The following is a 20,569-nucleotide window of genomic DNA, read 5'->3' as shown; positions in this document are numbered from 1 at the left end:
CAGACACAGAATCAGGGGGCCAGAATGACGGACGAAGTTGATCTTCCCGAGGCTGCTGCGACGCAGCAGGGCGTGCGGTTGAAAGGCCATGCGCTGATCGCGGATTATGTCAGCCGTCTTGACGGATCTCCGGGCGTCTATCGCATGCTCAACGCGGCGCAGGAGGTGCTCTACGTCGGCAAGGCGCGCAACCTGAAGGCGCGGGTGTCGAATTATGCGCGCACCACCGGGCATTCGGGCCGGATCGCGCGGATGATTTCCGAAACCACGCACATGATGTTCCTGACCACGCGCACCGAGACCGAGGCGCTGCTGCTGGAGCAAAACCTGATCAAGCAGCTGAAGCCGCGCTACAACGTGCTGTTGCGCGACGACAAGAGCTTTCCCTATATCCTGATCGCCGCGGACCACCCGTTTCCGATGATCCGCAAGCATCGCGGCGCGCGCAACGTGAAGGGCGCCTATTTCGGGCCCTTCGCCAGTGCCTCGGCGGTGAACCGCACGCTCAACCATCTGGAACGGGCGTTTCAGCTGCGCAACTGCTCGGATGCGATGTTTTCGTCGCGCACGCGGGCCTGTCTGCAATATCAGATCAAGCGCTGTTCCGGCCCCTGCGTCGGCAAGATCAGCGAAGACGATTACCGCCGCACGGTGGCTGACGCACAACGGTTCCTTGAGGGGAAATCGTCGAGCATCCAGCAGGATCTGGCGGCCGAGATGCGGGCGGCGTCCGAGGCGATGGAATATGAACGCGCGGCGGCGCTGCGCGACCGGATCGGCGCCTTGACGACGGTGCAGCAAAGTCAGGGCATCAACCCGCGCTCGGTGGCCGAGGCCGATGTGGTCGCGGTGCATCTGGAGGGGGGCCAAGCCTGCGTGCAGGTCTTTTTCATCCGCGCGCATCAAAGTTGGGGCAACCACGATTTCTACCCGCGCACCGGGGCGGGCGCCGAGGAGGCCGAGGTGCTGGAGGCCTTTCTGGCGCAGTTCTACGATGCGAAGGAACCGCCGAAGACCATCCTTCTGTCGCACGAGATCGAGGATGCCGATCTGATGGTCGATCTGCTCTCCACCCGCGCGGGGCGCAAGGTGGAATTGGCGGTGCCGAAGCGCGGCGAAAAGGCGGAACTGGTTGAAAACGCGCTGCGCAACGCGCGCGAAAGCCTGGGCCGCAAGATGTCGGAATCGGCGGCGCAGGCGAAATTGCTGCTGGGGGTGGCGCAGGCCTTCGGGCTGGAAAAACCGCCCGCGCGGATCGAGGTTTACGACAACTCGCATATTCAGGGCGCCCATGCGGTCGGCGGCATGATCGTCGCGGGGCCCGAGGGGCTGATGAAGTCGTCTTACCGCAAGTTCAACATCAAGGGCGAGGATCTGACCCCGGGCGATGACTTCGGCATGATGAAGGAGGTTCTGACCCGCCGCTTCGAGCGGCTCTTGCGCGAGGATCCCGAGCGCAAGACCGACCTCTGGCCCGATCTTTTGCTGATCGATGGCGGCGCGGGGCAGGTCTCTGCCGTGCAGGAAATCATGGTCGCGCTTGGGGTGGCCGACATCGCGATGGTGGGGGTGGCGAAGGGCATCGACCGCGATCTGGGCAAGGAGGAATTCCACCGCATCGGCCATCGCCCGATGGCGCTGCCGCGGCAGGATCCGGTGCTTTACTACATCCAGCGGCTGCGCGACGAGGCCCACCGCTGGGCGATCGGCGCGCATCGGGCGAAGCGGGCGAAAGCCACGATGGCCAATCCGCTCGATGAGATCCCCGGCATCGGGGCGACGCGCAAACGGGCGCTGCTGCAGCATTTCGGCTCGGCCAAGGCGGTGTCCCGTGCCGGTCAGAACGATCTGATGGAGGTTCCGGGGATTTCCGCGGCCATGGCCGAGACGATCTGGAACTTCTTCAACGATCGGGGTTGACGGGGGACCCGCCCGCGTCGTAGCGCCCCGCCCATGACCGCGCCCGTGACCACCGCCCTGACCCGCCCCGAAGACCTTCTGGCCGAGGGTCTGGTGACGCCCGCGCAGATGCCCGCGCTGGCGCAGGTGGCGCAGGATTTCCGCATCCGCGTCACCCCCGCGATGCGCGCGGCGATCACCGCGCCCGTGGACCCGGTGGCCATGCAATTCGTGCCCACCGCGGCCGAGCTGATCACCCGGCCCGAGGAGCGCGCCGATCCGATCGGCGACGCCGTGCATTCCCCGGCGCCCGGCCTGACGCATCGCTACCCCGACCGGGCGATCTTGCACATCACCAAGACCTGCGATGTCTATTGCCGCTTCTGCTTTCGCCGCGAAACCGTGGGCGAGACCGGCCCGCTGCCGGAACCCGATCTGGCGCAGGCGCTGGACTACATCGCCGCGACCCGTGGCTTGCGCGAGATCATCCTGACCGGGGGGGATCCGCTGACGCTCTCGCCCCGCAGGCTCGAAGACGTGCTGACCCGGCTTTCGGCCATCCCCCACATCACCACCTTGCGCTTTCATTCCCGCGTGCCGGTGGTGGCGCCCGAGCGGATCACCGCGGGTCTTGTCGATCTGCTGCGCCGCCAACGCCCGGCGGTCTGGGTCGTGGTGCATACGAACCACGCGCAGGAACTGACCGCGCCCGCCCGCGCCGCGCTTGCGCGGCTGGTCGATGCGGGCGTGCCGCTTCTGTCGCAATCGGTGCTGCTCAAAGGCGTGAACGACAGCCATGACGCGCTGCGCGATCTTTTCCGCGCCTTGCAGGATTGCCGGGTGAAGCCCTATTACCTGCACCATTGCGACCTGGCCCAGGGCACCAGCCATTTCCGCACCACGATCGCCGCGGGCCGGGCGCTGATGGCCGGGCTGCGCGGGCCCCTGAGTGGCGCGGCAATCCCGACCTATGTGCTTGATATCCCGGGGGGCTTCGGCAAGGTGCCGATCACCGCGGATCATTTCGCCCCGGGGGCGCGGCCCGGGCTGTGGCGGGTCACCGACTGGCAGGGCGGCGTTCACGATTACGCCGACCCCGCAAGCTGAGTGTCGCACCCCCCTTTTCCTTGACCCCGCCCGGGTCTAGGGTGCGGGCATGAGATGGAACCTGCCCAACACGCTGACCGTTTTGCGCCTGATCGCCGCCCCCGGCGTCGCGGTGATGTTCCTCTATTTCGCCCGGCCCTGGGCGGATTGGTTCGCCCTGACGCTGTTCATCGGCGCCGCCGTCACCGACTGGTTCGACGGCTATCTGGCGCGGGCCTGGAAACAGGAAAGCAAGTTCGGCGCCATGCTGGACCCGATTGCCGACAAGGCGATGGTGGTGATCGCGCTGGTCGTCATCACCGGCTATTCCGGGATGAACCCCTGGCTCATCCTGCCCGCGACGGTGATCCTGTTCCGCGAGGTCTTCGTGTCCGGCCTGCGCGAATTCATCGGCGCCGATGCGGGCAAGCTCAAGGTCACGAAGCTGGCGAAATGGAAGACCACGGCGCAGATGGTGGCGATTGCCATCCTGTTCCTCGGCACCGGGCTGAATTATCTGGAAACCGGCCGGGCGCCGCGCGCGGGCGAGGGCAATCTGCCGAATTTCGCCTCGCTGGCCGATCTGGCCAATCACGTCGGTCTGGCGCTGATCTGGGTGGCCGCGGTGCTGACCGCGATCACCGGCTGGGATTATTTCCGCAAGGCGCTGCCGTTCCTGCGCGATCACAAGGACAGCTGAGCCCCCTCAGAGCAGCGACGGCGGTGTCCGACGCGGCGCGGCGCCGAACCGGTTCGGCCCGACCTGCGAGGGCTGCACGAAGTGATAAAGCAGCACCAGCGCCCCGATCAGCGGCACAAGCTGGATCAGCAGCCACCAGCCCGACTTGCCGCTGTCATGCAGCCGACGCACCGCGACCGCCAGCGTGGGCAGAAAGATCCCCAGCGCAAAGAGCCCCGACAGCGGCCCGCCATTCGATTGCCAGGCCCAGGACCCCTCGCCGCGGCTGACCGTGCCGTAGCCAAGGAATCGGGTCTCGATCACGCTGAGAACGACGAAACAGATCAGTGTGAAAAGGACGAACCACCAGTATTCCGGGCGGCTGGCGCGGCCCGAAAAGGTGACATATTTCGAGAAACAGGTGCGGACGGCGGTGGGCAGATTCATGCGGGCCTCCTGAGACAGCATCTGTCACATGGAGCGCCCGCGCCGCGCCGAAATCAAGCCTTCTTGCCGATCCGCGGTTCGGTGCCTGCCAGAATCCGCTCGATATTGGCGCGGTGGCGCACGAAGATCAGCACCGCCATCAGCGCCGTCACCGGCATATAGGCCTGATCGCCCAGCAGATACGCCAGCGGCACCGCCCCCGCCGCCGCGACCAGCGCCGAGAGCGAGGAAATCCGCCCCACCGCGGCGGCAATCAGCCAGGTCGCGCAGGCGGCAAGCCCCAGCGCCCAATGCAGCGCGATCAGCGTGCCAAGGAAGGTCGCAACCCCCTTGCCGCCCTTGAACTTCAGCCAGACCGGGTAAAGATGCCCGATGAAGGCCGCGCCCCCCGCCACAACGGCCGCGGTGTCGTTGCCCTCCAGGAGCGCGCGGGCGATCAGCACCGCCACCGCGCCCTTGGCGCCATCGAGGATCAGCGTCGCCGCCGCCGCCGCCTTGTTGCCGGTGCGCAGCACATTCGTCGCGCCGATATTGCCCGAGCCGATCTTGCGCAGATCGCCCAGACCGAACGCCTTGGTGATCACGACGCCAAAAGGCACCGAGCCCAGCAGGTAGCCAAGCCCCGCCACCGCCAGAAGCAGCATTGCCCCCGCATGCAGATCCGCCATCCTTGCCCCCGTCCGTTCTTATTCTGCCTGCCCGTGAACCTGCACCCCGCCGACGAAAGTGGCAAGCACCTTGCCCGTCAGCCTGGCGCCGTCAAAAGGCGTGTTCTTCGATTTCGACGCCAGTTTGAAGCGGTCAAGCACGAACGGCGCCTCCGGGTCGAAAAGCACCAGATCGGCCGGACTTCCCTCGGAAAGTCGGCCCTGCGGCAGCCCCATCAGCCGCGCCGGATTGAGCGCAAGCGCGCGGAACAGCCCCGGCAGGTCAAGGCTTCCTGCGTGATAAAGCCGCAGCGCCGCGGGCAGAAGCGTTTCCAGCCCGACCGCGCCCGCCGCCGCTTCCTCATAGGGCAGGCGTTTTGATTCCTCATCGGCGGGGGTGTGCATCGAACACAGGATGTCGATCACGCCCTCGGCCAGCGCCTGCACCATCGCCAGACGGTCGTCTTCGGACCGCAGCGGCGGCGTCAGCTTGAAGAAGGTGCGGTAATTGCCGACGTCGAATTCGTTCAGCGTCAGGTGATGCACCGAGACCCCCGCCGTCACCGGCAGCCCGTCGGCCTTGGCGCGCGCCAGCGCGGGCAGGGCGCGGGCGGTGGTGATCTGATCGGCATGATAGCGCACCCCGGTCATCTCGACCAAGGCCAGATCGCGGTCCAGCCCCATCCGTTCCGCCACCGGGCTGACCGCGGGCAGGCCGCGCAGGGAGGCGAATTTGCCCGAGGTCACGGCGGCGCCTTTCGACAGACCGGGATCCTGCGGGTGGCACAGCACCAGCGCCCCCAGACTGCGGGCATAGGTGAAGGCGCGCGACAGCACCTTGGTATCGGCGCAGACATGATCGGCATCGGTGAAGGCGATGGCGCCCGCATCCATCAGAAAGCCGATCTCGGTCATCTCGCGGCCCGCGCGGCCCTTGGTCAGCGCCGCCATGTGGCGGATGCGGACCGGGGCCTCGGCCGCGCGGCGGGTGACGAATTCCAGCGTCTCGGGCGTGTCGATGGCCGGGCTGGTGTCGGGACGGGCGATGATCGTGGTCACGCCGCCGCGTGCGGCCGCCAGCCCCGCGGTGCGGAAGCTTTCCTTGTGCCGTTCCCCGGGCTCGCCGATCTTCACGCCGATATCGACGATCCCCGGCGCCAGGCATTTGCCGCCGCAGTCGATCACCTGGGCGTCAGAGGGCGCCTGCATCTGCCCGATGGCCGCGATGATGCCGCCATCCACCACCAGATTGCCCAGCGTCTCGGTGCCGGCTTCGGGGTCGATCAGCCGGGCGTTTTCGAAGAAAAGGGTCATCGCAGCGCCTCCCGCGCGTTTCTCAGGATCGCGAACACCTCGGGCGCGCCGGTGATGTCGAGAAAGCCCACTTCCACGGCGCGCAGGCCGCTGATCGTCCAGCGGGACCGGGTGCCGAATACCACGTCGCCCGCCTTGTCGCCGCCCCGCAGCCCAAGTTCGAGCCCGGCGGTGATCGGATAGGTGTCGAGTCTGCGTCCCTTCAGCAGCGTCCGGCTTGCGACATAGGCGGCGCGGTCGCTCAGCGTGTAGAAGGTGTCTTGCAGCCGCATCCGCTCTTCGAGGATGCTGACCACGGCAAGGCCGAGGCCGACGCTGAAATGGATCAGCCCGAAGGCCCAGAACCAGGCGCCTGAGCGCGCGGCCATCACCATCCAGAACACCGCAAAGCCCGCAAAGGCCAGACCGAAGGCGGCCATGATCCCGACGCGCAGCCATTTGACCCGCGCGATGGGGCGGCCGCGCCACAAGATCCGTTCGCCCGGAACCATGATGCCGTCCCAGCCTTCGGGGACCGAGGTCGGGTCATGCGGCGTCTCGGTCAAGGCCCGCGGTCCGGTCGGGCGGGGGGCCGCTTCGGTTCCGCGCGGGGTCGCGCGCGGCGGTCTCATCGGACCTCCCGGGCCCGGCGTGCCTTGGCCGACTCGATCGCGCTCACCACCGGCGCCGCCTCGGCCAGATGCCGGATCAGGTGCTTGTCGCCCGCTTTCGTCACGATCTGCACATCGCCGATCAGGGACCGCACCCTCTCGATTTCCAAAAGCATCGCCTGCTTGCCCTGCGGCCCGATCAGGCGGCGGTCGGTCAGCTGCCAGCGCCGCGCGAAGGCCTCGGATCGGAACCACGCCGCCCGCGCCGCCATGCCGATCAGGATCGCGAGGATCGCCACCGGGATCTGGTCGGTCTTGCCCAGCCAGACCAGCACCGCAGACACCAGCACGCCGCCCAGCCCGCCCAGAACCAGATGGTCCATCCAGTAGCGGCGCAGATCGGGCAGGAACACCTGCGAGACCTTCTCGCCCGGTTCGAGGGCCAGTTCGCTTTCGGTGCCGGGGCGGTAATTGAGGACGCTGTCGCGTTTCATCTCAGACATTGGCGGCCTCCAGCGCGGCGCGACCGCGTTCGGCGCGCAGGTTCTGCGCCAGCAGATCCATCACCGCCATCCGCACGGCGACGCCCATCTCGACCTGTTCCTGAATCACGGAGCGGTTGATGTCATCGGCGATCGTGCCGTCGATCTCCACGCCGCGGTTCATCGGTCCGGGGTGCATCACGATCGCATCGGGCTTCGCATAGGCGAGCTTTTCCGCATCCAGCCCGTAGCGGTGGAAATATTCGCGTTCCGACGGGATGAACCCGCCGTCCATCCGCTCCTTTTGCAGCCGCAGCATCATCACCACATCGGCATCGCGCAGGCCTTCGCGCATGTCGTCGCAGATCTCGGCGCCGATATCGCCAAAGCCCGCGGGCATCAGCGTCGGCGGCCCGACCAGCCGCACCCGGTTTTCCATCTTGCCGAGCAACAGCAGGTTCGACCGCGCCACCCGGCTATGCGCGACATCGCCGCAAATCGCCACCGTCAGCCGCTGGATCCGGCCCTTGGCGCGGCGGATCGTCAGCGCGTCCAAAAGCGCCTGCGTCGGGTGTTCATGCCGCCCGTCGCCCGCGTTGATCACCGCGCAATTCACCTTTTGCGCCAGAAGATCGACGGCCCCGGACGAGGGATGCCGCACCACCAGCAGATCGGGATGCATCGCGTTCAGCGTCAGCGCGGTGTCGATCAGGGTTTCCCCCTTTTTCACGCTGGAAGTCTGCATCGACATGTTCATCACGTCGGCGCCCAGCCGCTTTCCGGCCAGCTCGAAACTGGATTGCGTCCGCGTCGAATTCTCGAAGAACATGTTGATCTGCGTCAGCCCCGCCAGCGCATCGGTGCGCTTCACGGTGCGGCGGTTCAGATCGACATAGCTGTCTGCAAGATCAAGAACGGAACGGATGTCTTCCGGCGAGAGATGCTCGATCCCCAGAAGATGGCGGGCGCGAAAAGCCATGACGTCCTCCGATGTTGTCGGGCTGCTTATGGCAAATGGGGGGGGCTGCGTCCAGCGGCTTTACCCCCGTGGCCCGGCATGCCATGGAAAGCCATGGAGACTCGCCCCGCCCCCGAGATCAGCTACGACGCCGCCCTGGCCGCTTTCGAGTGGCTGATCGAGCTTGGCGCCACCGACCCGATCGGCGATGCGCCGGTGAACCGTTACGATCTGGTGACCCCCGAACCCGCCCCCGCGGCCCCCCCGCCCCCGGCCGAGACCCGCGCGCCGCGCCCCGCGCCGGTGCTGGTGCCGGTGGACACGGTCGATCCGGTGGCGGTGGCGCGCGGGCTTGCCGCGCGGGCGATGACGCTTGAGGATCTGCGCGCGGCGATCCTCGGCTTTGATCATTGCCCGCTGAAACTGGGCGCCCGCAACACGGTCTTTTCGGATGGCAATCCGAAGGCCCGGGTGATGCTGATCGGCGAGGCCCCGGGCAAGGATGAAGATGCGCAGGGCAAGCCCTTCGTCGGCCGCGCCGGGCAGCTGCTTGATCGGATGCTGGCGGCGGTGGGGCTGGACCGTGCCGCGCCCGATCCGGCGACGGCGGTCTATATCACCAATGTCATGCCCTGGCGGCCGCCCGGCAACCGCGAGCCGGAAGCGGCGGAAATCGCGATGATGGGGCCGTTTCTGGCCCGGCATGTCGAGCTGGTCGATCCCGATCTGATCGTTCTGATGGGCAACACCGCCTGCGCGGCGGCGCTGAATGCGCGCGGCATCACCCGGCTGCGTGGCACCTGGGCGCAGGCTTTCGGCCGCCCGGCGCTGCCGACGCTGCATCCGGCGAACCTTCTGCGCACGCCGATCAACAAGCGGCTGGTCTGGGCCGATCTGCTGGAATTGCGCGCGAAGCTGAACGCGCTTTAGGGGCCGGTCAGGGGGCCGGGCAGCCGTCGATCTCGACCGCATCGCCGTGGCTGACCACCGTGATGCGCAGATCGGACGCGTCCAGATCGAAGGGCTGCGCGTCCTCGGGCACGAAATCGACGCTGGCCAGAAGCGCCGCGCCCTGCCGGTCGATCTCGGGGTCCGACACCCACATCGGCCGCGTGCGCAGCTCGAAAAGCGCGGTTTCCCCCGCCGCCTGCGGCAGGTCGATCCGCGCGGCGACGCGCATGCCATCGCGGATCGGCGTGACGGTGCAGCGGGCCAGCCCCGGGCCGGGGCGCGGCACCGCCGCCAGTGCCGCCGCGATTTCGGGATCCTCGGCGCCGGGGCCGGACAGATCCTGCGTCAGCGCGACGCTCACCGGCACACAGACCTCGTCGCAGATGCCGAAATCCAGGCTGGCGGTCAGCGAGACCGGCGCCGCGGCGGCCGTCGGGATGATCCGCAGCGGCAGCACCAGCGTGTCGTGATAGCCGACGGTGTTCATCCCGTCGCTTTCGAAAACCTCGGGCGCGGGCCAGATCACCTGCAGCGCCGCGACATTGCCCGAGGCAGAGAAATCGAACTGCGGCGGCACGCCGACATCGCCCGGCACGCGCCAGTAGGTCTTCCAGCCCGGCGCCAGAACGATCCGGATCGCGGCGATGCGGCTGCCGTCCTTTTCCTGCCAGCCCGGCAACAGCGCGGCGGACAAAAGCCCCTGTCCCAACGCCGGGGCCTCCTCGGCCGCGGCGACGACGGCAAGGCTCTGGCACAGGACAAGGGCGAAAAGAGGCAGTCGCATGCGCCTGCGATAGCCGCGGCCCAAAGATCGGCCAAGTCACAAACGCGACAGGAGCCCGCGGACAGGGTGTCGCCGGGGCTTGATTGCAACGCCGCCCGGGTCCACCTTTGAGCCGGGCGGGGCGCAAGCGGGAGAGCAGCATGGATCTGAGCGGCAAACTTCTGATCGCAATGCCGGGCATGGGCGATCCGCGGTTCGAGCATTCGGTGGTGGCGATGTGCTCGCATTCGGCCGAGGGGGCGATGGGGATCATCGTCAACAAGCCGCTGCCGAAACCGCCGATGGAGGATCTGCTGGATCAGCTCGGCATTCCGGTGACGGCGTCCGACCGCAGCTCGGCGCCGCTGTTCTTTGGCGGCCCGGTCGAGACCGGGCGCGGCTTCGTGCTGCATTCGGCCGATTGGTTCGCCGCGACGATGCCGGTGGGCGAAGGGCTGGCGATGACGGCGACGCGCGACATCCTTGAGGAAATCGCCGCCGGGCGCGGCCCGTCGCGGGCGATTCTGGCGCTGGGCTATGCGGGCTGGGGGCCGGGGCAGATCGAACGCGAGATCCTCGACAACGGCTGGCTGGTGGCCGAGGGCAATGCGGCGCTGGCGCTCGATGGCGATCACGCGACGAAATGGACCCGCGCGCTTGGCACGATGGGGATCGACCCGCGCACCCTGTCCGCCGCGGCGGGCCATGCCTGAGACCGGGCAGGGGGGCGCTGCCCCCCGTCCTGCGGACTCCCCCCGGGATATTTGCGCCAAGGTGAAAGCCGATCCGGGTCTTGTTTCACCTTGGCCGAAATATCCCGGGGGTGAATTTTGGCGCAGCCAAAAGAGGGGGCAGCGCCCCCTATCCCCGCGGCGCGGCGGCGCGGCGCAGCCGGTCGTTGATCGCGCGGCCAAGGCCGGTTTCCGGGATCGGCGCGATCGCGATGGTGGCGGCGCCGCGCGCGGTGGCAAGCTTGTCGGCCACCCGCAGCATCGCGAAAAGCTTCGTCGCCGCCTCGACCGCATCGCCGCGCGCCGAAAGCGTCAGATCCGCCGCGGGGCCGGGGCCGAAGCCAAGATAGATTTCCCCCGGGCGTTTCTCGGTCGCTTCCAGCCGGACCGCCGCGCCGGGGGCGTAATGCGAGACCAGCTGTCCCGGCGCGTTCGGTTTCACCGCATCGCCGCCAAAGGCGAGCGGCTGGCCCAGAGCCTTTTCCAGCGTTTCGACATCGACCCCGCCGGGGCGCAGCAGCACCGGCGGTTCCAGCCCGAGGATCGTCGATTCGACCCCCACCGCGCAGGCGCCGCCATCGACCACGGCCGCGATCCGGCCCGAGAGCCCCTCGAGCACGTGATCCGCCTCGGTTGGGCTGACCTTGCCCGACGGGTTGGCCGAAGGCGCGGCGAGCGGCCCGCCAAAGGCGGCGAGCAGCGCACGGGCGACCGGATGCGCGGGCATCCGCACCGCCACCGTGGCCAGCCCCGCGGTGACCAGATCGGAGATCCCGGCCTCGGGGCGCGCGGGCAGAACCAGCGTCAGCGGGCCGGGCCAGAACCTTGCGGCCAGATCGCGGGCCTGATCCGAGAAGATCGCGACCTGTTCCGCCATCGCCATGTCGGCCACATGCACGATCAAGGGGTTGAACTGCGGGCGGCCCTTGGCGGCATAGATCGCCGCGACGGCCGCGCCCTGACGCGCATCGCCGCCCAGGCCATAGACCGTCTCGGTCGGGAAGGCGACCAGCTGACCTGCCCGCAAAAGCGCGGCCGCGCGGGCCAGCCCCGCGGCATCCGTCCCAAGACGTTCGGTCATTTCCTGCATCCCACCCTCGTGACGCTGCGTTGCGGTGGACGGGGGCTTCCCTTGCGGTAACCTTTCCCCGAAACCGACCCGAATTTGCCCCACGCATACGCGCCCCGGCCCCGTTTGCCAAGCGCACCACAGGAGACCGTCATGGCCTATCGCTCGCCCGTTGCCGATATCCGCTTCATCCTGGACAAGGTGGTGCCTTTGGCCCCGGTGGCGGCGACCGAGCGCTTCGCCGAAGCCACGCCCGAGACCGTCGAAGCTGTGCTGACCGAGGCTGGAAAGCTCTGCGACGAGGTGATGGCGCCGCTTCTTCGCGCGGGCGACCTGCATCCGGCGCGGCTGGAAAACGGCGTCGTGCGGACCTCGCCGGGGTTCAGGGAAGCTTACCAGCAGATCGCCGAGGGCGGCTGGGTCGCCGTTGCCGCGCCGCAGGAGTTTGGCGGTATGGGCCTGCCGCAGACGATCTGCGTCGCGGTGAACGACATGATGTCGGGGGCCAATCTGGCGCTGCAGCTGAACCCGCTTCTGACGCAGGGCCAGATCGAGGCGCTCGAACATCACGCCAGCGACGCGCTCAAGGCGCTTTACATTCCGAAGCTGATTTCGGGCGAATGGTCGGGGACGATGAACCTGACCGAGCCGCAGGCGGGGTCCGACGTCGGCGCGCTGCGCAGCCGGGCCGAGCCGCTGGGCGATGGCACCCATGCGATCACCGGGCAGAAGATCTTCATTTCCTGGGGCGATTCCGATGTGACGGAAAACATCTGTCACCTGGTGCTGGCGCGGCTGCCCGATGCGGCGCCGGGCACGAAGGGGATCAGCCTCTTCATGGTGCCGAAATATATCCCCGATGCGGCGGGCAAGCCCGGGGTGGCGAACAGCCTTGGCGTCGTGTCGCTCGAACACAAGATGGGCCTGCATGGCTCGCCCACCTGCGTGATGAGCTTCGAGGGCGCGAAAGGCTGGCTGGTGGGCGAACCCGGCAAGGGCATGGCGGCGATGTTCACGATGATGAACAACGCCCGTCTGGCCGTCGGCGTGCAGGGGATCGGCGTGGCGGAAGCCGCGTTCCAGCAGGCGCTGGCTTATGCGCAGGACCGGGTGCAATTCTCGCAGATCATCCAGCATGCCGATGTCCGGCGCATGCTGGCCGAGATGCGGGCCGAGATCTTTGCCGCGCGCTCGATCGCGCTGGCTTGCGCCGTCGCGCTGGATCTGGGACGCGCGACGGGCGAGGAGCACTGGCTGGCCCGCGCCGCGCTGCTGACGCCGATCGCCAAGGCCTACGGCACCGATACCGGGATCTGGGTCGCCGAACAGGGCGTGCAGGTGCATGGCGGCATGGGCTTCATCGAACAGACCGGCGCGGCGCAATATTGCCGCGACGTGCGGGTGACGGCGATCTACGAGGGCACGAACGGCATTCAGGCGATGGATCTTGTCGGCCGCAAGATGGCCGATGACGGCCGCGCCGCCTTCCGCCTGCTGCAGGAAATCGAGGATGCCGCAAGGGCCGCGCGCGAGGCCTTGCCCGATCTGGCCGAAGCGGTCTGGCAATCGGCCGAGACCCTGCGCGAGCAGACCGAATGGATGATCGCCCAGGGCACGCAGGACCGTTTCGCCGGCGCCGTGCCCTATCTGCGCGCCTTTGCCCGGGTGCTGGGGGCGCATTACCACCTGCGCGCGGCACTTGAAGGCGGGGCGCATGAGAAACTGGCAGCCGTCTACATCCGCCGTCTTCTGCCGCAGGCCGAGGCGGCTCTGGCGGCGGCACGGGCGGGGGCGGTTGACCTTTTCGCGCTTTCCCCCGAAGACCTTGGGGCATGAAACAACGATCCGGTCTGAGCTTCCCCTTTGACACCGCCCCCGCCTTCGGCGAGACCCTCGCGGTCGCCGAGGGCGTGCTTTGGCTGCGCCTGCCGCTGCCGATGGCGCTTGATCACGTCAATGCCTATGCGCTGGATGATGGCGACGGCTGGACGCTGGTCGATCCCGGCATCGACAGCCGCGCCTGCCGTGCGGCCTTGCAACAGGCGCTCGATGGGCCGCTGTCGGGCAAGCCGGTCACGCGCGTCATCGTCACCCATTACCACCCCGATCACATCGGGCTGGCGGGCTGGCTGCAGGCCCGCGGCGCGGAACTGTGGACAACCCGGACAAGCTGGCTCTTCGCCCGCATGCTGATGCTGGACGAACAGCCCCTGCCGGTGCCCGAAACGCGCGCCTTCTGGAAAGCCGCGGGGATGGACCCGGATCTGCTGGCGCGGCGGTCGCAGGAACGGCCCTTCAACTTTGCCGATTGCGTGCATCCGCTGCCGCTTGGCTTTCGCAACATGGTCGAGGGCGATCTGATCCGTTCCGCCGGGCGGCGCTGGCGGGTGCGGATCGGCCAGGGCCATGCGCCCGATCACGCGACCCTGTGGAGCGAGGATGACGGGCTGATCCTGGGGGGCGATCAGCTTTTGCCGGGGATTTCCGCCAATCTGGGCAGCTATGCGACCGAGCCGCTCGCCGATCCGGTCGCCGACTGGCTGGCCGCCTGCCGGGCGTTTCAACCGCTCGCGCGCGAAGATCAGCTGATCCTGCCCGGCCACAAGCTGCCCTTCCTTGGTCTGCCGCTGCGCCTGCACCAGATGATCGAGAACCACGAGGGCGCGCTTTCCCGCTTGCGCGCGGTTCTGGCCGAAGCCCCGCGCAGCGCCACCGACTGTTTCCCCGTGCTCTTCAAGCGCCCGGTGGGCGAGGCGGACTACGGCATGGCGCTGGTCGAGGCGGTGGCGCATCTCAACCACCTGTTCCTGCGCGGCGAGATCACCCGGCAGGCCCGCGACGGCGTCTGGCTCTGGTCCGCCTGAGGCCCGTGGCGCCGAATAGACACTTTTCGGGAAAACGCGCCCGCGGTCCGCGCGGCCGGTTGCCCCTGCCCGCGGGGCGTGCTTAACCCCCTTTCGACATTCACTTCCTGCCGCCGAGGGGTCCCCGGATGCGCCGCCTTCTTTCCTGTCTGGTCCTGCCGCTTGCGCTGGCCGCCTGTGCCGAACCGAAATGGGCCCCGGACGAGGCGGTGAATGCCGCGCGGTTTTCGACCGGCAATCCGCCCTCGGTGACGCTGTTCACGGTGATTTCCACCAACACCGGGGCGGGCGGTCATTCGGCGCTGATGATCGACGCGCAGGAGCGGGTGATCTTCGATCCGGCCGGGACCTGGTATCACCCCTCGGTGCCGGAACGGAACGATGTCGATTTCGGCATCACCGAGCGGATGTACAAGTTCTACATCGATTATCACGCCCGGGAATCCTGGTATGTGCGCGAACAGCGCCTGCCCGTGACCCCGCAGCAGGCCGCGGCGCTTCTGGCGCGGGTGCAGTCGAACGGCGCGGTGGCCAAGATGATGTGCGCCAATGACACTTCCTCGGTGCTGCGCGCGATCCCGGGCTTTGAAAGCATCCCGGCGACCAGCTCGCCCTTGAAGCTCTCGAAGGCCTTCGGGCAGCTGCCGGGCGTGGTGACCGAGGATCATTTCGACAATGATCCCGACGACAATTCCGGCGTGCTGATGATCCAGCAGGCGCCGGCGCAGCACGGCACGGGGTTCGGCAAGTCCGAGTGACCGGGCTCAGCCCAGCAGCCACAGCGCCAGATAAAGCGACGTCAGGCCGCCGAGGATCGCGGCCAGCGTGTTGCGGCTGGCCAGCCCCACGGCCAGCGTCGCCCCGGCCGCGATCAGCCGCGCCGGATCGGGCTGCCCGCCGGTTGCCGCGGGCCACAGCACCAGCGGCGCGACAAGGCCGGGCAGCACCGCGACGGCGGTATAGCGCAGATGCCGCAACGCCCATTCCGGCAGCGGCCTGCTGCCGATCCAGCCCAGAAAGGAATAGCGCAGCACGAAGGTGCCAAGCCCCAGCGCCAGGATGATCAGCCAGATCGTCGGGCTGCCGTAAAGTTCTGCAACGGTCATTGCGCGGCCCTCCGGCGGATCAGCCACAGCTCGGTCTGCGCCCCCGCCGCCATCGCGCAAAGCGCGGCCAGGATCAGCCCGGTGCCCGCGGGCAGGACCGAGAACGCCAGCGCCATCCCGATCGAGACCGCCGCGGCGACCAGATGCGGCAGCGACCGCAGCATCGGCGCGATCATCGCAAGGAATGTCACCGGCACGGCGAAATCCAGCGCGAAGGCGGGCGGGATCGCCTTGCCCAGCCAGGCCCCGGCCAGCGTGGCGACATACCAGAGCGGACAGACCGGCGTGCAGGCCCCGGCGTAATAGGCCAGCTTTTCGGCCAGGCTCTGTTGCGGTGCGCGCTCATACTCGGCATTCGCCAGCGCAAAGACCTGATCGACCATGAAATAGGCCACCAGCGCCCGGGCCCAGGTCGGCGCCGTCCCCAGATGCGGCGCGAGCGAGGCGGAATACATCGCCATCCGCAGGTTCACCGCGAGCGAGGCGAGGATCACCATCACCGTGCTGGCGTGATCGGTCATCAGCTGCACCGCGGTGAATTGCGAGGCCCCGGCGATGACAAGGATCGAAAAGCCCATCACCTCGGCCAGCGACAACCCGGCTTCGGTGCCCGCGACGCCGAACAGCAGGCCGAAGGGCAGGATGACCAGGATGAAGGGCAGACCTTGGCGGCAGCCGCGCCAATAGGCGGAGGACAGGGGGCTTGGGGCGGTCATCGAGGTGTTTCTCGGGGGGGCTTGTCTTGGGGGGCTTGTCTGGGGGGAAGGGATGCGCGAGTTCTAGGGGTCACGCCGCAAGGCACCAAGCGGGCGATTGTATCGGGCGCAATTCTCGGACCGGGAGGCGGGGGCATGAAGGTTCGGCTGCATCAGGGGTTGACGGCGGATCAGCGGGCCGAGGCGGCGGCGCTGTACTGGCGGGCCTTCGGGGCGAAGCTGGGCCGGGTGATGGGGCCCGAGCTCAAGGCGGTGGCCTTCATCGAGCGGGTGATCGACCCCGCCCACATGATCGCGGCGGTGGATGCGCGGGGCCATGTGCTGGGGGTGATCGGCTTTCGCACCCGCGACGGCGCCTTTGTCGGCGGCGACCGCGCCGATCTGCGCGCGGTCTACGGCCGGTTCGGCGCGTTCTGGCGCGGCCTTGCGCTGCAGGCGCTGGCGCAGGATCTGGCGCAGGGCACGCTTTGCGTCGACGGTCTTGCCGTGACCGAGCCGATGCGGGGCAGGGGGCTCGGCGCGGCGCTGATCGAGGCGCTTTGTGCCGAGGCGCAGGCCCGCGGCTACCGCGTGCTGCGGCTCGATGTGGTGCACGAGAACCTGCGCGCGAAGGCGCTTTACGACCGGCTCGGCTTTGCGGTGACCGGGCGCGTGGATCGCTGGCTGACGGCGGCGATCTTCGGCTACCGGACGACGGTGGCGATGGAGCGGCCGCTTTGACGCGGCACCTGTGACGCATCCCCGGGGGTAATCGTCTCTGGCGGCAGGGGCCGGGCTGTGCTGATACTCGGGCCAGGATGAACAAGGGGGCCCCGCATGAAACCCGGACCGCGCAATCTGATCACCGATGTCGCCGGGCTGCGGGTCGGCACTGCCCATGACGCCGCGCTGCGTTCGGGCGTCACCGTGCTGACGGCGGAGCGCCCCTTCACCGCCGCCGTGCATGTGATGGGCGGCGCCCCGGGGACGCGGGAAACCGACCTGCTCGCCCCCGACAAGCTGGTGGAAAGCGTCGATGCGCTGGTGCTCTCGGGCGGCTCGGCCTTTGGTCTGGACGCGGCGTCGGGGGTGATGGCGGGGCTGCAGGCGATGGGGCGCGGCTTTGCCGTGGGCCCGGTGCGGGTGCCGATCGTGCCCGCGGCGATCCTTTTCGATCTGTTGAATGGCGGCGACAAGGACTGGGCGGAAAACCCCTATGCGGGGCTGGGCCGCAAGGCCCTTGCCGCGGCGGCGGCAGATTTCGCCATCGGCAGCGCGGGGGCGGGGTTCGGCGCACTTACGGGCCAGCTCAAGGGCGGGCTCGGCTCGGCCTCGGCGGTGCTGGAGAGCGGCTTCACCGTCGGCGCGCTGGTGGCGGTGAATGCGCTCGGCTCGGCCACCGTGGGCGAGACGCGGCATTTCTGGGCCGCGCCCTGGGAAATGGGCGCCGAATTCGGCGGCCTTGGCGCCGCGCCGCGCTATCCGGCCGCGGCCGAGCCGGTGCCGATGAAACGCATGGGCGAGGCCACGACCATCGCCATCGTCGCCACCGATGCGGCGCTGAGCAAGGCACAGGCGCATCGGCTGGCGGTCGCGGCGCATGACGGCATGGCCCGGGCGCTGGTGCCCAGCCACACGCCGCTTGATGGCGATCTGGTCTTTGCCGCGGCCACGGGCGCCAGGCCGCTGACGGACCCGATCGCCGATCCGTTCCAGCTTGGCCATGCCGCCAGCGCCTGCCTTGCCCGTGCCATCGCCCGCGCGGTCTTCGCCGCCACGCCCCATCCGGGCGACCGGCAACCCTGCTGGCAAGACCTGCGCTGATCCCCTTTATCTTGCCTCAAATATCCCGGGGGGTCAGGGGGGCAGCGCCCCCCTGCTACGCGATCACGGCAGCCAGCAACGGGCTTTCGCCTTCCAGCCCCTCGATGACGTCGAAATGGTGCCGCCCGGGGTCAATCGTCAGCGGACAGGCCCAGGCCTCGGCCAGCCCCCGCGCCTGCTCAAGGAACGCCGGACGCTCGTCGGCGCCGACCCAGACATGCACCGGCACCCCGGGCACCGGCTGATGCACCGGGCTTTCGCGCCCGGCCTCGGCCGCATCCAGCCGCAGGGTCTCGTTCATCGAGGTCCGCAGCAGCGGCGTCAGATCGGACACCGGCGAGATCGGCACCACCTTTTCGATCCGCTTCGCCACCTCCTCGGGCAGCATCCCCGGCGCCAGCATCCGCGCCACCAGATGCCCGCCCGCGGAATGACCGACAAGCCGGATCGGCCCGCTGAAGCGGCGTGCCAGTTCCGCCACCGCCATCGCGATCAGCCCGGTGATCTGCTCGATCCGCATTTCGGGCGCCAGATCATAGCCGGGCATCGCCACGACCCAGCCCGCCTCGACCGCGCCCTTGGCCAGATGCGAGAAATCCTGCGGGGAAAACTTCATCCAGTAGCCGCCATGCACGAAGATGATCAGCCCCTTCTGCCCGCCCATCGGCAGGAACAGGTCGATCTGCCGCCGCACCCCGGGGCCATAGCCCACCTGCACCATCATCGCCTCGTCGCGATAGGCGGCCGCGGCCTTGGCCCAGCGGGCCGGATAGTCGGCCCCCCCCGGGATGTAAGGCATATTGGCATAGGCATCGTCCAGATCGGTCACTTCCTCACCCTTTCTTTCCACGGCGGCCAATTTACATCCGCGCCGCCCCGTGTTTCCCTCTCATATCCCTCAAACCATGAGATGCGCCATGCTCGACACCGCCACCAATCTGAAATCGCTGCTCAAGGATCCGAGCCTTCTGTGCACCCGGGCGCTTGTCGCCGGGGAGTGGGTCGATGCCGAAGACGGCAAGACCTTCGCGGTGACGAACCCGGCCCGCGGCGACGTGATCTGCACCGTGCCTGACCTGAGCCGTGCCGAAACCGCCCGCGCCATCAAGGCCGCCGAGGCCGCGATGAAGGACTGGGCCGCCCGCACCGGCAAGGAACGCGCCGCGGTGATGCGCAAATGGTTCGAGCTGATGATGGCGAACCAGGAGGATCTGGCGCTGATCCTGACCGCCGAAATGGGCAAGCCCCTGCCCGAAGCCCGCGGCGAGATCGCCTATGGCGCCTCCTTCATCGAATGGTTCGGCGAGGAAGCCAAGCGCATCTATGGCGAGACGATCCCGGGCCACATGCGCGACAAGCGCATCACCGTGCTGAAACAGCCGATCGGCGTCGTGGGCTCGATCACGCCCTGGAACTTCCCGAATGCGATGATCGCCCGCAAGGCCGGCCCGGCGATCGCCGTGGGCTGCGGCTTTGTCTGCCGTCCGGCGTCGGAAACGCCGCTTTCGGCGCTGGCGATGGGCCTTCTGGGCGAGCGTGCCGGTCTGCCGAAGGGGATCCTCTCGGTCATCACCTCCTCGCGGGCGTCCGACATCGGCAAGGAATTCTGCGAAAATCCCGCGGTGCGGAAACTGACCTTCACCGGCTCCACCGAAGTCGGGCGCATCCTGATGCGGCAGGCGGCGGAGCAGGTGATGAAATGCTCGATGGAGCTGGGCGGCAACGCGCCCTTCATCGTCTTTGACGACGCCGATCTGGATGCGGCGATCGAGGGCGCGATGATGTCGAAGTTCCGCAACAACGGCCAGACCTGCGTCTGCGCGAACCGGATCTATGTGCAGGCGGGGGTTTATGACGCCTTTGCCGAGAAGCTGGCGGCGGCGGTGCGCAAACTGAACGTGGGCGACGGGCTGAAGGACGGCGTGACCACCGGGCCGCTGATCTCGGCCGAGGCGGTCGAAAAGGTCGAGGACCATATCGCCGATGTGGTGGCGGGCGGCGGCACCATCGTCACCGGCGGCGCCCGGCACGAACTGGGCGGCACCTTCTTCCAGCCGACCGTGGTCACCGGCGTCACGCAGGAGATGAAAGTCGCGACCGAGGAAACCTTCGGCCCGGTCGCGCCCTTGTTCAAATTCGAGACCGAGGCCGAGGTGATCGAAAAGGCCAATGCCACGATCTTCGGTCTGGCCTCCTATTTCTATGCCCGCGACGTCGGCCGGATCACCCGGGTGCAGGAAGGGCTGGAATACGGCATCGTCGGCGTGAACACCGGGATCATCTCGACCGAAGTGGCGCCGTTTGGCGGGGTCAAGCAATCGGGCCTGGGCCGCGAGGGCAGCCATCATGGCGTCGAGGATTATCTGGAACTGAAATACATCTGCCTGTCGATCTGAGGGCGGCTCTGGATTTCGCCTCGGGCTTGCGCCCGGGGCGACCCGCCGGGGGCTCCGCCCGTCGGCCA

Annotated in this window: 22 protein-coding genes; 11 read left to right on the top strand and 11 right to left on the bottom strand. The window is 68.2% G+C overall.

Annotated elements, in window-relative coordinates; all coding sequences use genetic code 11:
• The first annotated feature begins 24 nt into the window (after positions 1–24).
• From uvrC to pgsA, 3 genes are read left to right on the top strand one after another with little or no spacing between them, the layout of a single operon-like run.
• Positions 25–1,920, top strand: coding sequence for an excinuclease ABC subunit UvrC (gene uvrC, locus FBT96_RS11540; protein WP_136906787.1), 1,896 nt, complete (start codon positions 25–27; stop codon positions 1,918–1,920).
• Between the two features lie 33 nt (positions 1,921–1,953).
• Positions 1,954–3,006 (top strand): lysine-2,3-aminomutase-like protein, encoded by a 1,053-nt coding sequence (locus tag FBT96_RS11535; protein ID WP_136906785.1) that lies wholly within the window; start codon positions 1,954–1,956, stop codon positions 3,004–3,006.
• A 49-nt stretch (positions 3,007–3,055) separates the two neighbouring features.
• Positions 3,056–3,685 carry a CDP-diacylglycerol--glycerol-3-phosphate 3-phosphatidyltransferase gene (pgsA, locus tag FBT96_RS11530; protein ID WP_136906783.1) on the top strand — a complete coding sequence of 210 codons (630 nt, stop codon included), beginning with the start codon at positions 3,056–3,058 and terminating at the stop codon, positions 3,683–3,685.
• Between the two features lie 6 nt (positions 3,686–3,691).
• On the opposite strand, the gene FBT96_RS11525 is transcribed toward pgsA, so the two are convergent.
• From FBT96_RS11525 to FBT96_RS11500, 6 genes are read right to left on the bottom strand one after another with little or no spacing between them, the layout of a single operon-like run.
• Positions 3,692–4,111: a DUF805 domain-containing protein gene (locus tag FBT96_RS11525; RefSeq protein ID WP_136906781.1), complete on the bottom strand. Its 420-nt coding sequence runs from the start codon at positions 4,109–4,111 to the stop codon at positions 3,692–3,694.
• 53 nt (positions 4,112–4,164) lie between these two features.
• Positions 4,165–4,779 carry a glycerol-3-phosphate 1-O-acyltransferase PlsY gene (gene plsY, locus FBT96_RS11520; RefSeq protein WP_136906779.1) on the bottom strand — a complete coding sequence of 205 codons (615 nt, stop codon included), beginning with the start codon at positions 4,777–4,779 and terminating at the stop codon, positions 4,165–4,167.
• Between the two features lie 18 nt (positions 4,780–4,797).
• Positions 4,798–6,072, bottom strand: coding sequence for a dihydroorotase (gene pyrC / locus FBT96_RS11515; RefSeq protein WP_136906777.1), 1,275 nt, complete (start codon positions 6,070–6,072; stop codon positions 4,798–4,800).
• Positions 6,069–6,683, bottom strand: coding sequence for an aspartate carbamoyltransferase catalytic subunit (locus FBT96_RS11510; RefSeq protein ID WP_136906775.1), 615 nt, complete (start codon positions 6,681–6,683; stop codon positions 6,069–6,071). The genes pyrC and FBT96_RS11510 overlap by 4 nt, the downstream gene beginning before the upstream one ends.
• Positions 6,680–7,165 carry a hypothetical protein gene (locus FBT96_RS11505; protein ID WP_136906773.1) on the bottom strand — a complete coding sequence of 162 codons (486 nt, stop codon included), beginning with the start codon at positions 7,163–7,165 and terminating at the stop codon, positions 6,680–6,682. The genes FBT96_RS11510 and FBT96_RS11505 overlap by 4 nt, the downstream gene beginning before the upstream one ends.
• Complete coding sequence (locus FBT96_RS11500) at positions 7,158–8,123, bottom strand: aspartate carbamoyltransferase catalytic subunit (RefSeq protein ID WP_136906771.1); 966 nt, start codon at positions 8,121–8,123, stop codon at positions 7,158–7,160. Before FBT96_RS11500 ends, FBT96_RS11505 begins: the two co-directional genes overlap by 8 nt.
• A 93-nt stretch (positions 8,124–8,216) precedes the next feature.
• Between FBT96_RS11500 and FBT96_RS11495 the strand changes: the two genes are divergently transcribed.
• Positions 8,217–9,032 carry a uracil-DNA glycosylase gene (locus FBT96_RS11495; RefSeq protein ID WP_136906769.1) on the top strand — a complete coding sequence of 272 codons (816 nt, stop codon included), beginning with the start codon at positions 8,217–8,219 and terminating at the stop codon, positions 9,030–9,032.
• Between the two features lie 7 nt (positions 9,033–9,039).
• Here the strand turns inward: FBT96_RS11495 and FBT96_RS11490 are convergent, their stop codons facing one another.
• Positions 9,040–9,837 carry a protein-disulfide reductase DsbD domain-containing protein gene (locus FBT96_RS11490; protein ID WP_136906768.1) on the bottom strand — a complete coding sequence of 266 codons (798 nt, stop codon included), beginning with the start codon at positions 9,835–9,837 and terminating at the stop codon, positions 9,040–9,042.
• A gap of 140 nt (positions 9,838–9,977) precedes the next feature.
• Here FBT96_RS11490 and FBT96_RS11485 point away from each other — a divergent pair, with 140 nt between their 5' ends.
• Positions 9,978–10,529 carry a YqgE/AlgH family protein gene (locus tag FBT96_RS11485; RefSeq protein ID WP_136906766.1) on the top strand — a complete coding sequence of 184 codons (552 nt, stop codon included), beginning with the start codon at positions 9,978–9,980 and terminating at the stop codon, positions 10,527–10,529.
• A gap of 148 nt (positions 10,530–10,677) precedes the next feature.
• On the opposite strand, the gene FBT96_RS11480 is transcribed toward FBT96_RS11485, so the two are convergent.
• The gene (locus FBT96_RS11480; protein WP_136906764.1) at positions 10,678–11,637 is read right to left on the bottom strand and encodes an L-threonylcarbamoyladenylate synthase; all 960 of its coding nucleotides are present in this window, start codon (positions 11,635–11,637) and stop codon (positions 10,678–10,680) included.
• Positions 11,638–11,769: 132 nt separating this feature from the next.
• On the opposite strand from FBT96_RS11480, the gene FBT96_RS11475 reads away from it, so the two are divergent.
• From FBT96_RS11475 to FBT96_RS11465, 3 genes are all read left to right on the top strand, one after another.
• Positions 11,770–13,452 (top strand): acyl-CoA dehydrogenase, encoded by a 1,683-nt coding sequence (locus tag FBT96_RS11475; RefSeq protein WP_136906762.1) that lies wholly within the window; start codon positions 11,770–11,772, stop codon positions 13,450–13,452.
• Complete coding sequence (locus FBT96_RS11470) at positions 13,449–14,480, top strand: MBL fold metallo-hydrolase (protein ID WP_136906760.1); 1,032 nt, start codon at positions 13,449–13,451, stop codon at positions 14,478–14,480. The genes FBT96_RS11475 and FBT96_RS11470 overlap by 4 nt, the downstream gene beginning before the upstream one ends.
• Positions 14,481–14,608: 128 nt before the next feature.
• Positions 14,609–15,238, top strand: a complete 630-nt coding sequence (locus FBT96_RS11465) for a hypothetical protein (RefSeq protein ID WP_136906758.1) — start codon at positions 14,609–14,611, stop codon at positions 15,236–15,238.
• Positions 15,239–15,244: 6 nt separating this feature from the next.
• Here FBT96_RS11465 and FBT96_RS11460 read toward each other — a convergent pair whose 3' ends face one another.
• A complete protein-coding gene (locus FBT96_RS11460; RefSeq protein WP_136906756.1) occupies positions 15,245–15,586 on the bottom strand; it encodes an AzlD domain-containing protein in 342 nt (113 codons plus the stop codon).
• Positions 15,583–16,302: an AzlC family ABC transporter permease gene (locus FBT96_RS11455; RefSeq protein WP_136906754.1), complete on the bottom strand. Its 720-nt coding sequence runs from the start codon at positions 16,300–16,302 to the stop codon at positions 15,583–15,585. Before FBT96_RS11455 ends, FBT96_RS11460 begins: the two co-directional genes overlap by 4 nt.
• Positions 16,303–16,437: 135 nt before the next feature.
• Here FBT96_RS11455 and FBT96_RS11450 point away from each other — a divergent pair, with 135 nt between their 5' ends.
• Positions 16,438–17,022, top strand: a complete 585-nt coding sequence (locus FBT96_RS11450; protein ID WP_136906752.1) for a GNAT family N-acetyltransferase — start codon at positions 16,438–16,440, stop codon at positions 17,020–17,022.
• Between the two features lie 96 nt (positions 17,023–17,118).
• A complete protein-coding gene (locus FBT96_RS11445) occupies positions 17,119–18,105 on the top strand; it encodes a P1 family peptidase (protein WP_136906750.1) in 987 nt (328 codons plus the stop codon).
• A 55-nt stretch (positions 18,106–18,160) separates the two neighbouring features.
• Here FBT96_RS11445 and FBT96_RS11440 read toward each other — a convergent pair whose 3' ends face one another.
• Positions 18,161–18,934, bottom strand: a complete 774-nt coding sequence (locus FBT96_RS11440) for an alpha/beta hydrolase (protein WP_136906748.1) — start codon at positions 18,932–18,934, stop codon at positions 18,161–18,163.
• Positions 18,935–19,022: 88 nt separating this feature from the next.
• On the opposite strand from FBT96_RS11440, the gene FBT96_RS11435 reads away from it, so the two are divergent.
• Entirely contained in the window at positions 19,023–20,501 is a 1,479-nt protein-coding gene (locus FBT96_RS11435; RefSeq protein ID WP_136906746.1) for an NAD-dependent succinate-semialdehyde dehydrogenase, read from the top strand.
• Positions 20,502–20,569 lie beyond the last annotated feature (68 nt).

It is taken from the genome of Rhodobacter capsulatus (assembly GCF_005144475.1).
GTDB lineage: Bacteria > Pseudomonadota > Alphaproteobacteria > Rhodobacterales > Rhodobacteraceae > Rhodobacter > Rhodobacter capsulatus_C.
Note: the sequence above shows the minus strand (reverse complement) of the source record. Positions and strands in the feature narration are given on the sequence as shown.

Excerpts from the sequence above, each read along its gene's own strand:
- uvrC (WP_136906787.1), top strand. The coding sequence starts at position 25 with ATGACGGACGAAGTTGATCTTCCCGAGGCTGCTGCGACGCAGCAGGGC.
- FBT96_RS11535 (WP_136906785.1), top strand. The coding sequence starts at position 1,954 with ATGACCGCGCCCGTGACCACCGCCCTGACCCGCCCCGAAGACCTTCTG.
- pgsA (WP_136906783.1), top strand. The coding sequence starts at position 3,056 with ATGAGATGGAACCTGCCCAACACGCTGACCGTTTTGCGCCTGATCGCC.
- FBT96_RS11525 (WP_136906781.1), bottom strand. The coding sequence starts at position 4,111 with ATGAATCTGCCCACCGCCGTCCGCACCTGTTTCTCGAAATATGTCACC.
- plsY (WP_136906779.1), bottom strand. The coding sequence starts at position 4,779 with ATGGCGGATCTGCATGCGGGGGCAATGCTGCTTCTGGCGGTGGCGGGG.
- pyrC (WP_136906777.1), bottom strand. The coding sequence starts at position 6,072 with ATGACCCTTTTCTTCGAAAACGCCCGGCTGATCGACCCCGAAGCCGGC.
- FBT96_RS11510 (WP_136906775.1), bottom strand. The coding sequence starts at position 6,683 with ATGAGACCGCCGCGCGCGACCCCGCGCGGAACCGAAGCGGCCCCCCGC.
- FBT96_RS11505 (WP_136906773.1), bottom strand. The coding sequence starts at position 7,165 with ATGTCTGAGATGAAACGCGACAGCGTCCTCAATTACCGCCCCGGCACC.
- FBT96_RS11500 (WP_136906771.1), bottom strand. The coding sequence starts at position 8,123 with ATGGCTTTTCGCGCCCGCCATCTTCTGGGGATCGAGCATCTCTCGCCG.
- FBT96_RS11495 (WP_136906769.1), top strand. The coding sequence starts at position 8,217 with ATGGAGACTCGCCCCGCCCCCGAGATCAGCTACGACGCCGCCCTGGCC.
- FBT96_RS11490 (WP_136906768.1), bottom strand. The coding sequence starts at position 9,837 with ATGCGACTGCCTCTTTTCGCCCTTGTCCTGTGCCAGAGCCTTGCCGTC.
- FBT96_RS11485 (WP_136906766.1), top strand. The coding sequence starts at position 9,978 with ATGGATCTGAGCGGCAAACTTCTGATCGCAATGCCGGGCATGGGCGAT.
- FBT96_RS11480 (WP_136906764.1), bottom strand. The coding sequence starts at position 11,637 with ATGCAGGAAATGACCGAACGTCTTGGGACGGATGCCGCGGGGCTGGCC.
- FBT96_RS11475 (WP_136906762.1), top strand. The coding sequence starts at position 11,770 with ATGGCCTATCGCTCGCCCGTTGCCGATATCCGCTTCATCCTGGACAAG.
- FBT96_RS11470 (WP_136906760.1), top strand. The coding sequence starts at position 13,449 with ATGAAACAACGATCCGGTCTGAGCTTCCCCTTTGACACCGCCCCCGCC.
- FBT96_RS11465 (WP_136906758.1), top strand. The coding sequence starts at position 14,609 with ATGCGCCGCCTTCTTTCCTGTCTGGTCCTGCCGCTTGCGCTGGCCGCC.
- FBT96_RS11460 (WP_136906756.1), bottom strand. The coding sequence starts at position 15,586 with ATGACCGTTGCAGAACTTTACGGCAGCCCGACGATCTGGCTGATCATC.
- FBT96_RS11455 (WP_136906754.1), bottom strand. The coding sequence starts at position 16,302 with ATGACCGCCCCAAGCCCCCTGTCCTCCGCCTATTGGCGCGGCTGCCGC.
- FBT96_RS11450 (WP_136906752.1), top strand. The coding sequence starts at position 16,438 with ATGAAGGTTCGGCTGCATCAGGGGTTGACGGCGGATCAGCGGGCCGAG.
- FBT96_RS11445 (WP_136906750.1), top strand. The coding sequence starts at position 17,119 with ATGAAACCCGGACCGCGCAATCTGATCACCGATGTCGCCGGGCTGCGG.
- FBT96_RS11435 (WP_136906746.1), top strand. The coding sequence starts at position 19,023 with ATGCTCGACACCGCCACCAATCTGAAATCGCTGCTCAAGGATCCGAGC.